Source organism: Bradyrhizobium genosp. P, assembly GCF_049949265.1.
In the GTDB taxonomy this organism is placed as follows: Bacteria; Pseudomonadota; Alphaproteobacteria; order Rhizobiales; family Xanthobacteraceae; genus Bradyrhizobium.
In genome coordinates this window covers 6,184,555-6,197,769 of record NZ_CP188195.1, presented here as the reverse complement: position 1 = coordinate 6,197,769, position 13,215 = coordinate 6,184,555, and the positions used below count along the sequence as shown (strand labels likewise).

The 13,215-nt window shown below is 64.5% G+C and carries 10 protein-coding genes; 9 read left to right on the top strand and 1 reads right to left on the bottom strand.

The genetic code is table 11. From position 1 onward, the window contains the following. Nucleotides 1-52: 52 nt before the first annotated feature. The 7 genes from ACP2YO_RS30005 to ACP2YO_RS29975 all read left to right on the top strand — a co-directional run bounded on the left by ACP2YO_RS30005 (nucleotide 53) and on the right by ACP2YO_RS29975 (nucleotide 8,558). Nucleotides 53-1,537, top strand: coding sequence for an aldehyde dehydrogenase (locus ACP2YO_RS30005; RefSeq protein WP_426434747.1), 1,485 nt, complete (start codon nucleotides 53-55; stop codon nucleotides 1,535-1,537). Further along, the gene (locus ACP2YO_RS30000) at nucleotides 1,534-2,922 is read left to right on the top strand and encodes a transaminase (RefSeq protein ID WP_426434746.1); all 1,389 of its coding nucleotides are present in this window, start codon (nucleotides 1,534-1,536) and stop codon (nucleotides 2,920-2,922) included. Before ACP2YO_RS30005 ends, ACP2YO_RS30000 begins: the two co-directional genes overlap by 4 nt. After that, nucleotides 2,922-3,719, top strand: coding sequence for an SDR family oxidoreductase (locus ACP2YO_RS29995; protein ID WP_426434745.1), 798 nt, complete (start codon nucleotides 2,922-2,924; stop codon nucleotides 3,717-3,719). Before ACP2YO_RS30000 ends, ACP2YO_RS29995 begins: the two co-directional genes overlap by 1 nt. Next, on the top strand, nucleotides 3,720-4,490 hold the full coding sequence (locus ACP2YO_RS29990) for an SDR family NAD(P)-dependent oxidoreductase (RefSeq protein ID WP_426434744.1): 771 nt from the start codon (nucleotides 3,720-3,722) through the stop codon (nucleotides 4,488-4,490). Between the two features lie 321 nt (nucleotides 4,491-4,811). Beyond that, nucleotides 4,812-6,350, top strand: coding sequence for a sugar ABC transporter ATP-binding protein (locus ACP2YO_RS29985; RefSeq protein WP_426434743.1), 1,539 nt, complete (start codon nucleotides 4,812-4,814; stop codon nucleotides 6,348-6,350). After that, nucleotides 6,347-7,339 (top strand): ABC transporter permease, encoded by a 993-nt coding sequence (locus tag ACP2YO_RS29980; protein WP_426434742.1) that lies wholly within the window; start codon nucleotides 6,347-6,349, stop codon nucleotides 7,337-7,339. The genes ACP2YO_RS29985 and ACP2YO_RS29980 overlap by 4 nt, the downstream gene beginning before the upstream one ends. 67 nt (nucleotides 7,340-7,406) lie before the next feature. Beyond that, entirely contained in the window at nucleotides 7,407-8,558 is a 1,152-nt protein-coding gene (locus ACP2YO_RS29975; RefSeq protein WP_426434741.1) for a substrate-binding domain-containing protein, read from the top strand. Nucleotides 8,559-8,745: 187 nt separating this feature from the next. Here ACP2YO_RS29975 and ACP2YO_RS29970 read toward each other — a convergent pair whose 3' ends face one another. Then, nucleotides 8,746-9,537, bottom strand: a complete 792-nt coding sequence (locus tag ACP2YO_RS29970) for a DeoR/GlpR family DNA-binding transcription regulator (protein ID WP_426434740.1) — start codon at nucleotides 9,535-9,537, stop codon at nucleotides 8,746-8,748. A gap of 339 nt (nucleotides 9,538-9,876) precedes the next feature. Between ACP2YO_RS29970 and deoC the strand changes: the two genes are divergently transcribed. Both deoC and ACP2YO_RS29960 read left to right on the top strand, forming a co-directional pair. Then, a complete protein-coding gene (gene deoC, locus ACP2YO_RS29965) occupies nucleotides 9,877-10,794 on the top strand; it encodes a deoxyribose-phosphate aldolase (RefSeq protein WP_426443349.1) in 918 nt (305 codons plus the stop codon). A gap of 10 nt (nucleotides 10,795-10,804) precedes the next feature. After that, nucleotides 10,805-13,192, top strand: coding sequence for an aldehyde dehydrogenase family protein (locus tag ACP2YO_RS29960; protein ID WP_426434739.1), 2,388 nt, complete (start codon nucleotides 10,805-10,807; stop codon nucleotides 13,190-13,192). Nucleotides 13,193-13,215: the final 23 nt, after the last annotated feature.

The following is a 13,215-nucleotide window of genomic DNA, read 5'->3' as shown; positions in this document are numbered from 1 at the left end:
CGTCAGCGACCCCCCACGGGGCGTGTTCTCCCATCACCACAATTTGTCTCACATGCAGCAAGCCCAGATCGATCGGTTGAGGTCATCAGTCATTCCGGCCCAGCAATTCTTTGTCGGAGGGCGGCCAACGGCGGCGATTGGTGACGCGCGGCTGGATGTCGTGTCGCCGATCGATGGCAGAGTGTTGACGACCATCGCTGATGGCGACGCGGCTGATATCGATCTTGCGGTGAAGCAGGCGCGGCAGGCGTTCGAGCACGGCGGCTGGTCGCGTGCAGCGCCGGCACAGCGCAAGAAGGTGCTGCTGCGGTTCGCTGACCTGATCGAGCAGCACGCGCTCGAGATCGCGGTGCTCGGCGTACGCGACAACGGCACCGAGATCGGCATGGCCTACAAGGCCGAACCGCTGTCGGCGGCCGGAACCATCCGTTACTACGCCGAGGCGATCGACAAGGTCTATGGCGCGATCGCGCCGACCGGCGGCGACGTCCTCGGCCTCGTGCATCGCGAGCCGCTCGGTGTGGTCGGCGTGATCGTACCCTGGAATTTCCCCCTGATGATTGGGGCGTGGAAAATAGGCCCGGCGCTCGCCGCCGGAAATTCCGTCGTGGTGAAGCCGCCGGAGGTTGCCTCGCTCACATTGCTGCGGCTTGCCGAGCTGGCGAGCGAGGCTGGGCTGCCGGACGGAGTGCTCAACGTCGTGACCGGCCGTGGCGCCTCGGCCGGCGAGGCACTCGCGCTCCACATGGATGTCGACGTGCTCGCCTTCACGGGCTCCGGCGCGGTCGGCCGTCGCTTGCTGGAATGTTCCGGGCGATCGAACCTGAAGCGGGTCCATCTCGAACTTGGCGGCAAGTCGCCCAATATCGTGTTTGCCGATGTGCCGGACATCAAGCAGGCGGCAAAAGTGTCGGCGAACGGTATCTTCCGGAATTCGGGACAGGTTTGTGTCGCCGGCTCGCGGCTGCTCGTGCAATCGTCGATCTATGACCGCTTCATGGACGAGCTGTTCGAAGCCACCACGAAGCTCAGGGTTGGCGACCCGCTCGACCTGACGTGCGATATCGGCGCGATCTCGAGCCAGGCGCAGTTATGCAAGAATCTGGCTGCCGTTGTGCGCGCGGAAGAGCAGGGCGCGAAGCGGCTGACCGGCGGCGAACAGATCCGCGCCGATAGCGGCGGCAACTTCATGTCGCCGGCGATCATGGCAGAGGTCACGCCGGCGATGGAGCTGTGGCGCGAGGAGGTGTTCGGTCCGGTGCTCGCCGTGACCCGGTTCGAGCGCGAGGAGGACGCCATCGCACTCGCCAATGCGACGCCCTTTGGTCTCGCATCGGCGGTGTGGACCAGCCGTCTCTCGACCGCGCATCGGATGGTGCGCGCGATTAAGGCCGGCGTCGTGCACGTCAACACCTATGGCGGCGCCGACATCACCGTGCCGCTCGGCGGCTTCAAGCAATCCGGCTTCGGGCGGGACAAATCGCTCCACGCGCTCGACGGCTACACCGACCTCAAGACCGCCTGGATCGCGCTATGACAACAGCAACCGCCGAACGCACGGGCGTTCTGAACCGATTGCTCGATGCCGAGCAGGAGCGCTTCCGTGCGCTCCATCCGCGCTCTGCTTCTGCCTGGCAGGAGGGCAAGCAGCATTTCCTCTATGGTGGCCCCTCGCACTGGATGCGGCGCTGGGCCGGCGGTTTCCCGATCTATGCCGACGAAGCCAGTGGCGCACATATCCGGGATATCGATGGCCGCGACTACGTCGATTTCTGCCTCGGCGATACCGGTGGGATGTGTGGCCACGCGCCTGAGGCGGTGACCGACGCCGCGCTGCGCCAGCTCAAGCGCGGCGCGACGATGATGCTGCCGACCGAGGACAGCCTTTGGGTCGGTGCCGAACTCTCGCGCCGCTTCGGTCCGAAATACTGGACGCTGACGACGTCGGCGACCGATGCCAACCGTGCCGCGATCCGCATCTCGCGCATGATCACCGGACGGCGCAAGGTGCTGGTATTCTCCGGCTGCTATCACGGCGGCGTCGAGGAGGCGCATGTCGAGATCCGCGACGGCCGCACCGGCCTGCGCAACATGATCCATCCGAACGGAATCGATCATGACGCCGTCTCGCGGGTCGTCGAGTTCAACGATGTCGCCGCGCTCGAGGCCGCGCTGGCGCATGGCGACGTCGCCTGCGTGCTGGCCGAGCCGCTGATGACGAATTTCGGCATGATCCCGGTCGATCCGGGTTTTCACCAGGCGTTGCGCGATCCCACCCGCCGCGCCGGCACCGTGCTGATCATCGACGAGACGCACACGCTATCCTGCGGTCCGGGCGGCTACACCGGAGATAACGGGCTCGAGCCCGATATTTTCGTCGCCGGCAAGGCGATCGCCGGTGGCATTCCGGCTGGTATCTTCGGCCTGAGCCGGGAGATCGCCGAGCGGCTCTGGACGCTGGTTCCCCACGTCAATCCGCGCGAGCGGCAATCCGCCCATCTCGGCTTTGGCGGCACGCTTGCGGGCAACGCGCTGACGGTTGCGACGATGCGCGCGGTGCTGGAGAAGGTCCTGACGCCGGCGAACTACGATCGCATGATTGCCACCGCGACGCGGCTCGCGAGTGAGATACGCGGATTGATCGAGGCCAACCATCTGCCATGGCATGTCACGCAGGTCGGCGCGCGAGCCGAGATCATGTTCATGCCCAAGCCGCCGCGCAGCGGCGCCGACGTGATTGCGGGACGCCAGCCGGATCTCGAAACCCTGCTGCATGCCTTCTACATGAACGAAGGCATTCTGGTCACGCCGTTCCACACCATGCTGTTGATGTGTCCGGCGACCTCGGCGGCCGACGTGGAGCGACACACCGCCGTGTTCGCGCAGTTCATCGACCTGCTGCGACGGGCCGGAGTGATCTGATGCTAAAACCTCCGTTCGATCTTGCGGGCAGGGTCGCGCTCGTGACAGGTGGGGGCAGAGGCATCGGCGCTGCCATCGTCACGCGGCTCGCGCAGGCCGGCGCCACCGTGGTGATCGCCAACCGGACGCTGGATATCGCCGAGACGATGGTGCGCGAGCTCGCCATGGATGGATTGGCGGTACGCTGTGTGCCGTTCGACAAGCTCGACCGGGCGAGCCTGCGCCGCCTGATCGACGAGGTCGCCGCGCAGCATGGCCGGCTCAACATCGTCGTGCACAACGCCGGAGGCTGTCCGTGGTCGTCGCTGGAGGACCTCGACGAGGCCAGGCTGGACGAGACGCTGGCGCTGAACCTGAATGCGAGTTTCTGGCTCGCGCAGGCCGCGATCCCGCATATGCGCGCGATCAACTTTGGGCGCATCCTTGTTACCTCGTCCGTGTCGGCGCGCGTCGCGATGGGTGGCGGCGCGCATTACTCGGCGGCGAAGGCCGGTGTCAACGCGTTCATTCGCGGCGCGGCGTTCGAGCTGGCGCGCGACGGCATCACGGTCAACGGTGTCGAGGCCGGTTTCATCGAAAAGCCCGGCCGCGGCACCATGAGCGCGCCGGAGAACAAGGCAAAACTCGAACGCTTCATCCCGGTCGGACACATGGGCAGTCCCGACGATATCGCCTGCGCGATGCTCTATCTCGCGTCCGCCGAGGCGAAATATGTCACCGGGCAGACCATCGTCGTCGATGGCGGTTCGACGCTGCCGGAGACCGGATTTGCCGTCGAACGGCAATGGGGACCTTAGATGTCGCGGCTCGAAGGCAGGACGGCGCTCGTCACGGGAGCCGCGACCGGAATCGGGCGGGCAACGGTCTTGCTGCTGGCCCAAAACGGCGCACGCGTCGTGCTGTTCGGTCTTGGCGAAGCTGAGCTTGAGGCCGCTGCAGCGGAAGCCGGCGGCAATGCGATTCACGGCGACGTTACGCAATCGACCGACATCGCGAAGGCCGTCGCGGCCTGCGGCGCGCGGCTCGACATCCTCGTCAATGCTGCCGGCCTGATCATTCCCGATCAGCCTTTAACCGTCTCCGACGAGGTCTGGGCGAAGACGCTCGATGTCAATCTCACCGGGACGATGCGCGTCTGTCGAGCCAGCCTGCCGTTGCTCAGGCAGGGCGGCGGGGCCATCGTGAACATCGCATCCGTTGCCGCGTTCAACGCCAGCCCGGATAGCGCGAGCTATGCGGCAAGCAAGGCCGCCGTCGTGGCCTACACCCGTTCGCTGGCTTACGCCCATGGCGCCGATGGCATTCGTGCCAACGCGGTGGCGCCGGGCTGGGTGCGGACGCCGATGAGCGCCTACGAGATGGGATTGCTTGCCGAGCAGAACGGCACGACGCCGGATGCGGAATTCCAGGCGGTCGAACGGCGGATCGCACTGGGCCGGATGGCCGAACCGGCGGAGATCGCCGCCTGCTGCCTGTTCCTCGTGTCGGACGAGGCGTCGTTCGTGACCGGCGCTGTTCTTGTCGCCGACGGCGGCGGCCGCTCGCCGACGCAAAATCGCGCCATCTAGTCTAGCGACAGGCATTCCGGGACTTCAGCCGGCTCAACGCCGCTTCAGCTGCTTCAGCAACAATCTCGCGCAGCGCAGGGACAAATCCGTCCCGACTCGCCGCTGAATCCGTGCGCCTCAACTCCACCCTTTCGGCACGTCACGCTCGGTTCGCGGCGCGATCTCCCATTGACAGGGTGGTTAATCTGATAGAATTATAACACAGTAAGTTGCAATAATAACAAAATGTCACCATCGTAGCAGCGATGGGGCAGCCGGGAGGAGAATTTGGAGCCGTCTGGTTCGGTTGCAACACAGCCCCGATCGCCGACGCCGCTTGTGATGGTCAATGCCATCAACAAGCGCTTTGGCGGCGTGCGTGCGTTGCGCGACGTGAACCTCGAGGTGCGGGCCGGAGAGGTGCACGCGCTGCTCGGCGAGAACGGCGCCGGAAAATCCACGCTGATCAAGATCCTCAGCGGCGTTCATGCCTATGACAGCGGTACGATCGAGGTCGCGGGCCGGCCGGTGGCGTTCGACAGCCCGGCAAAGTCGCGCGAGGCGGGGATCGCCGTCGTCTACCAGGATTTGAGTCTCGTTGAATCGCTCAGCGTCGCCGACAATCTGTTGCTCGGCCGCGAGCCGCTCGGGCGTTTCGGGTTTGTCCGGAAGCGTGAGCTGATGGCGCGGGCGCGCGCGTTCCTCGCACAGCTCGGCATTCCCCTGGATATCAAGGCAACCGTGGGGTCGCTGCCGTTCGCCTATCGCCAGATGACGGAGATTGCAAAAGCGCTGATGGGCGAGGTTCGGCTACTGATCCTCGATGAGCCGACGTCCTCGCTGACATCGGACGAGGTGCGTATCTTGTTCGATGCGATCGGGAAGGTGACGCGGCGCGGTGTCGGCGTGATCTACGTGACCCACCGGCTGAACGAAGTCTTCGAAATCTCGCAGCGTGTCACCGTGCTCCGCGACGGGGCCAATGCCGGCACGTTCGTCACCGCCGACACCGATATGAAGCGCCTGGTGAATGCGATCGTCGGAAGCGACCGGATGGTTTCCGTGCCGTCTCGGGCCGAGCCGCAGGCAACGCGCGCCGTCGATTCATCGCCGGTGCTGTCGCTGTCGAACGTATCGAACGACCGGCTGCGTGGGGTCGAGTTATCAGTCCTGAAAGGCGAGATCCACGGCCTCGCCGGATTGATCGGAAGCGGGCGCACCGAGATTCTGGAGACCGTCTTTGGTCTCCGGCCGGTCGAGAGCGGCACGTTCGAGATCGACGGCCGGCGCTGGTTGCCGAACAGCCCGGCGGACGCCATCGATCAGGGCATCGCCCTGGTGCCGGAAGACCGTCACGTGCAGGGCCTCGTGCTGGATCACTCGATCGAGCGCAACGTCACGCTGTCGCGGCTTCCGTATTTCTCGCGCTGGGGCTGGATGCAGCAACGCGCTGCCACGAGGCGTGCGGAGGTCGCGGTCCGCAAGCTCGCGGTGAAGGCGCAGGGCGCCTCGAGCCTGGTCCGGACGCTCTCCGGCGGCAATCAGCAGAAGGTCGTGTTCGGAAAATGGAATGACCCACGGCCGCGCGTGCTGCTGCTGGACGAACCCACCGTCGGAGTCGATGTGGGCGCGCGTGAGGAAATCTACGGAGTGATACGGCATGCCGTCCGCGACGGCACCGGTGTCCTCATTGTCTCATCCGACCTCGTCGAGCTGATCGAACTTTGCGACCGCATTTCCGTGATCGTCGACGGCCGCGTTGTCAGAACCCTGGTCCGCGGCGAAATCGACGACGCCGAGGACCTCCACCATCTGCTTCAGTTGCTCCAGGCTTCCGGCCAAAGCGCATCAAAGGACGCATTGCAAGAGTTGCCCGCATGACCGAACTAGTCGCGCCCAATGTCGCCTCCGCGCCGACACCTTCCGACCGCCGCCGCAAGCTGCTGCAGAACCTGCTGCGCGGCGAGCGGCCTTACATGCTCTACCTCGCCTTCGTCGTCCTGCTCGTCGTGTTCAGCCTGTCGTCGCCGTGGTTTCTCTCGGTCGATAATTTTCTGAACATCGGCCGCCAGACGACGCTGGTGTCGATCATTGCGGTCGGCATGACCTTCGTCATCATCGCGCGCCAGATCGACCTTTCGGTCGCATCGACACTGGCGCTGTCGGGCATGGCGGCGGCGCTGGCGATGAGCCAGATCAACAACAGCTGGGTCGTCGGCGCGGTAGCGGGGCTCGGCACCGGCGCGCTGGTCGGACTGTTAAACGGTATCCTGACCACGCAGCTCTCGATACCGTCCTTCCTGGTGACGTTGGGCACGCTCAGCATGGCGCGTGGATTGGCGATGATGGTGACCAACACCAAGCCCGTGATCATCACCAACGAGGCCTATTTTGCGATCTTCGGGGAAGGCACGTTCCTCGGCATGCCGGTGCCGATCGCCTGGACACTGGCAGCGATGATCGTTGGAATCCTGCTGCTGCATTACAACGTGTTCGGCCGGCGGATTTATGCGGTCGGCGGCAATCCGACCGCGGCGCTCTATTCCGGCATCAATACCAAATGGGTGACGACGGCAGCCTTTGTCCTGACCGGCGCGCTGGCCGGTCTCGCGGCGCTGGTGTTGTCCGCGCGTTCGCATGCCGCCCGGCCCGACGTCGTGCAGGGCATGGAGCTCGACGTCATCGCAGCTGTGATTCTCGGCGGCTGCAGCCTGTTCGGCGGGCGCGGCTACATCCTGGGGACGCTATTCGGCAGCCTGATCATCGGCACGCTCAATAACGGTCTCGTGCTGCTCGGTGTCAGCTCGCCGATGCAGCTCGTGATCAAGGGCGCGATCATCGTTGCCGCCGTTGCTTTCACGAAGCGTTGATCGGAGTCAGTCAGGGCAAGGTCGCCGGCCCTTCGTAATCGGCAGCCAAAACGGGAGGAGAACAACAATGAAGCCAATCTTGCGACAAACCTTGCCGCTGACCGCGCTGATTGCGGCGACAGCGATCTCGATCGCTCCCTCGGCCCGCGCCGAAGTGCCGGCGACCTGCGTCAAGAGCGTCGATCTCGCAACGCTTGGACCGAAGTCGATCGTCGGCCAGGGCCCGCATGGCGAAAAGGCCGCCTCGCCCGAGGTGCTCGCGCTGTCGGATGCCGATGCCGCCAAGATCAAGGAGAAGCATTTCAAGGTCGGCATCTCCATGCAGACCGTGAACCTCGATTGGGCGCAGCTCCAGATCCAGGGCATCACCGATACTCTGAAGAAGTACGGCGTGACGGTGACGGGCGTCGCGTCCGCCGAATATCAGGTCGACAAGCAGATCGCCGACATCGAGAACACGATCCAGCAGCATCCGGACGGCATCATCTCGATCCCGGTCGATTTCACCGCGACCGCGCCGACCTACAAGAAGGTCTCCCAGGCCGGCATCAAGCTGGTGTTGATGGACAGCATCCCGACCGGCCTGAAGCATCCCGAGGAATATGCGACGATGGTTTCGGCGGACAGCCAGGGTAACGGGCAGATCGCGGCCCAGATCCTTGCGTCCTGCGTTGCGCAGGGCGGCACCATCGGCCTCGTCAATTTCGGCGTCGACTATTTCAGCACCAACGAACGCACCAAGGGCGTGCGCGAGTGGATGGCAAAGAACCGGCCTGACATCAAGATGAAGCAGGTCGATTTCACCGACCCGCCGAAAGTCTCGCAGATCGCCGGCGACTTCCTCACCGGCAACCCCGACATCAAGGGGCTGTTCGCGGTGTGGGACCAGCCGGCGCTGGATACGCTGAGCTCGATGCGGGCGCAGAGCATCGACATTCCCGTCACGACGGTCGACCTCGGCCTGCAATCGGCGATCGAGATCGCCAAGGGCGGTCCGTTGAAGGCAACCGGCTCGCAACGTCCCTATGACCAGGGCGTCGCGGAAGCTTTGGCGATGATGAACGCGCTGCTGGGCAAGGAAACGCCGGGCTGGGTCGGTGTGCAGTCGCTGCCGGTGACGCAGTCGAACGTGCTGGAGTCCTACAAGACCGTGTTCAAGAAGGAGCCGCCGGCCGAACTGGCGGATGCCTGCAACAAGGCGAAGCCCGCCTGCAACTGAGCTTCCGTCCGGCGAGGCGCGGTCTTGCGAGGCCGTGCATCGTTCAGCAAGCCTGGTTCGGGCGCGCCAGCCCCCGTTCGGATCAGGTCGCGCTAAAGCGCGATGAGATTAGGTTGAATCATCATCGCGCTTTAGCTCTTTTGTTTGAGCATGATCTTTTCGGAAAACCGCTTCACACTTTTCCGGATCATGCTTGAGTGACGTATTCGACGGGAAGACTGCGGAAGTGCTTGCGCATGTCCGAGGTCGCAGCGCCACCAACGATGATCCGCGAGAACGCGCCGATATCGGCGAAGAACGCCGGCTTGAGGCTGCCGAGCTTGCTGGCGTCGACCACCAGGACGCTCTCCATCGCTGACGCGATGACGGCCTGCTTGATTGCGACCTCGTGAAAGTTGGAGCAGCTCGCGCCGCGGGTCCAGTGCACGCCGCCGGCGGACATGAAGGCCTTGTTGACGCCGAGGCGGCGCAGATAGGACAGGCCGTCGTCGGATGAGAATGATTGCGATGATGGATGGTAGAGCCCGCCCATCAGCATCACCTGCGTCGCCGGCCGCTGCGTGACGATCGACGCCACGTTCATCGAATAGCAGATCACCGAAAGCGGCAGATCCTCAGGCAAACAATCCGCCAGCGACTGCATTGTGGTGCCACAGTCGATGAAGATCGTGTCGCCCTCCTTGATCGAGGCCGCGGCGGACCGGCAGGCGAGGCGCTTATCCTGGGTATGCTGGTCGATCTCCTGCTCGAACGCGTATTTGATCCCGGTCGGCGACGCCGCGTTCACGACATAGCCGCCGAGCAGGGCAAGCGCGGCCTCGGGACCGGCAAGGTCACGCCGCACCGTCATTTCGGAAACCTTGAGAAGCTCGGCGGCGTCCTTCAGGTGCAGCGCGCCGCTGCTCTCGACGGCACGGCGGAGCCGCTGCAGGCGCTGGGCGCGGGTCTCGCTGGGTCGTGCGTTCGGTGTTTCAGCCATTTTGGTCACCGCGCCTGCTTATCCGGTTGACAATGATCTTACAATGTTGTGAGTTTATCAACGGCAATATGTTATAATAATAACATTCGGCTTAGCGGGGGCCATCCGGGGTCTGGCGATGTGATGCGCCGGTAACTCAGGGCAAGGTCTGGGAGGATCGCATGTTGCAATCGACACATTCAGTCTATCTGGCGTTTCAGCCGATTCGCTAGGACGGTGGGCGTTTCGATGACGCAGAGCGTCCTGATACAGAATCCGTCCGCCATTCCGGTGCAGCCTCATGCCAAGGGCGAGGGGCATGCGCATCCGGTCTCGCGCAACAGCGGCCGCGCGCTCGAGATGGATTGGGTCGACGAGATCAGAATCAACCTGTCGGCCGCCGAGCGGCGCGTTGCGAGCCTGCCGGGCCGGCGAACCGTCAAGAAGGACGCGCAGGCGGCGTGGCTTCTCAAAGCAGTCACCTGCATCGACCTGACGACGCTCAATGGCGACGACACCACGGAGCGGGTGAAGCGCCTCTGCGCCAAGGCCAAGGCTCCCGTGCGGGCCGACATTCTCGAGGCGCTGGGCTTTACCGGCCGTCGGCTGCACACCGGCGCGATCTGCGTCTATCACCGTTTCGTTGCGGCGGCGGTGGAGGCACTCGATGGATCTGACATCCCGGTTGCCGCGGTCTCGACCGGATTTCCGGCGGGCCTGGTGCCGCACGACCTCAAGCTCAAGGAGATCGAGGCGTCGGTCAGGGATGGCGCGCAGGAGATCGACATCGTCATCACGCGCGAGCATGTGCTGACCGGCGATTGGCGCGCGCTTTACGCCGAGGTCAGGGATTTTCGTGCCGCCTGCGGCAAGGCGCATCTGAAGACGATTTTGGCGACGGGTGATCTCAAGACGCTGCGCAACGTCTCGAAGGCATCGATGATCTGCATGATGGCGGGCGCCGACTTCATCAAGACGTCCACCGGCAAGGAGGGCGTCAACGCGACGCTGCCGGTGACGCTCGCGATGCTGCGGATGATCCGGGTGTATCAAGAGCGCACCGGCTACAAGATCGGCTTCAAGCCGGCCGGCGGAATCTCGACGGCAAAGGACGTGCTCACCTATCAGTTTCTGATGAAGGAGGAATTGGGACGCGACTGGCTCGAGCCGGATCTGTTCCGCATCGGCGCCTCGAGCCTGCTCGCCGACATCGAGCGCCAGCTCGAGCATCACGTCACCGGCCGCTATTCGGCCTTCAACCGCCACCCCGTGGGATGAGACTTCGGCGATGAGCGTCGCGCAATACTTTGAAACGATGGAGTACGGTCCCGCTCCCGAGGCGGACGGCGAGGCGCGTGCCTGGCTGAAGCGGCACGACGCCACCTTCGGACACTTCATCGGCGGCAAATTCGTCGCGCCGCATTCGGGCAAGCACCTCACGACGATCGAGCCCGCGACCGGCAAGACGCTGGCCAGGATTGCGCAAGGCTATTCCGCCGATGTGGAGGCGGCGGTGCGTGCCGCGCTCACCGCGCAGCCGCTTTGGGCAAAGCTCGGCGGTCACGGCCGCGCGCGCCATCTCTACGCACTGGCCCGCATGCTGCAGCGGCATGCGCGGTTGTTTGCCGTGCTGGAGGCAATCGATAACGGCAAGCCGATCCGGGAAACCCGCGATCTCGACGTGCCGCTCGCCGCGCGGCATTTCCTGTATCACGCCGGCTGGGCCCAGTTGCAGGAGCGTGAGTTTGCCGATCAGGTGCCGATCGGGGTGATCGGACAGATCATCCCCTGGAATTTCCCGCTGCTGATGTTGGCATGGAAGATCGCGCCGGCGCTGGCCGCAGGCAATACGGTGGTGCTGAAGCCGGCGGAATTCACCTCGCTCACCGCGCTGCTGTTCGCTGAACTTGCGGCCCAGGCAGGTCTGCCGCCCGGCGTGTTGAACGTGCTCACGGGCGATGGTGCAACGGGCGCGCTGCTCGTCGAGAATCCAGGGGTCGACAAGATCGCCTTCACGGGATCGACCGAGGTCGGGCGGTTGATCCGCCAATCGACCGCAGGTACTGGCAAGTCGCTGACGCTCGAGCTCGGCGGCAAATCACCGTTCATCGTGTTCGACGATGCCGACATCGACGGCGCCGTCGAAGGCGTGGTCGATGCCATCTGGTTCAACCAGGGCCAGGTCTGTTGCGCCGGCTCGCGCTTGCTGCTGCAGGAGGGGATTGCGGAGACCTTCCGCAGGCGCCTGATCCGTCGCATGGAGACGCTTCGCGTTGGCCCGCCGCTCGACAAGGCGATCGATATGGGCGCGGTGGTCGCGCCGGTGCAACTCGAGCGGATCAAGGCACTGGTCGAAATCGGGGTGAAGGAGGGCGCCGAGAAATACCAGGCGCCCGGCGCGATCCCGGAGGAGGGATGCTTCTATCCGCCAACCTTGCTCTGGAACGTGCATCCGTCGTCGACCGTGGCGATCGAGGAGATTTTTGGCCCGGTGGCGGTGGCGATGACCTTCCGTACGCCTGATGAGGCCGTGATGCTGGCCAACAACACGCGCTATGGGCTTGCCGCCAGCGTGTGGAGCGAGACGATCGGATTGGCGCTGGATATCGCGCCGAAACTGCTGGCCGGCGTGGTCTGGATCAACGCGACCAATCTGTTCGACGCCAGCGTCGGCTTTGGCGGTTATCGCGAGTCCGGTTTCGGCCGCGAGGGCGGCCGTGAAGGCATGTACGAATATCTCAAGCCCAAGGCATGGAGCGGGCGGAAAGCGCGCGGGAAGGCGTTGCCGCCGCCGGCCGCAGCCACCGACCATGGCGGATTCGGCGCGCCGCCGATTGACCGGACAGCAAAACTGTTCGTCGGCGGCAAGCAGGTTCGCCCCGACGGCAATTATTCGCGGGCCGTGCTATCGCCGAAAGGCCGGCACCTCGGCGAGGCGGGCGAGGGCAACCGCAAGGACATCCGCAACGCCGTCGCCGCCGCGCGCGCGGCCGAGGCATGGGCGAGAGCGACGGCGCATAATCGCGCCCAGATTCTCTACTACCTTGCCGAGAACCTTTCCGCACGCGGTGACGAGTTCACCCGGCGCATCTCCGACATGACGGGCATATCGAGTGCAAAGGCGCGCGCGGAGGTCGATGCGAGCATCGAGCGGCTGTTCAGCTATGGAGCCTGGGCCGACAAATTCGAAGGCAGCATCCATGCGCCGCCGTTGCGCGGCGTCGCGCTCGCGATGCACGAGCCGATCGGCGTGGTCGGGGTTGTCTGTCCCGACGAGGCTCCGCTGCTTGGCCTCGTCAGCCTGGTCGCGCCGTTGATCGCGATGGGCAACCGCGTCGTCGCCGTGCCGAGTGAACGCCATCCGCTCGCCGCCACCGATTTCTACCAGGTGCTGGAGACATCGGATGTGGCGGCTGGTGTCGTCAATATCATTACCGGCAGCCGCGACGACCTCGTGAAGGTCCTTGCCGAGCACGACGATGTCGACGCACTCTGGGCCTTCGGCTCGCAGGACGCCTCAACCGTCGCCGAACGGCTGTCCACAGGCAATCTCAAACGCACATTGGTCGATCATGGTCTGCTGCTCGATTGGTACGACAAGGCCGCGAGCGAGGGCCCGATCCTGCTCCGCCATGCCGTACAGGTGAAGAACATCTGGATTCCCTATGGAGATTAGGGACGTCACTTTGGGGTGATACT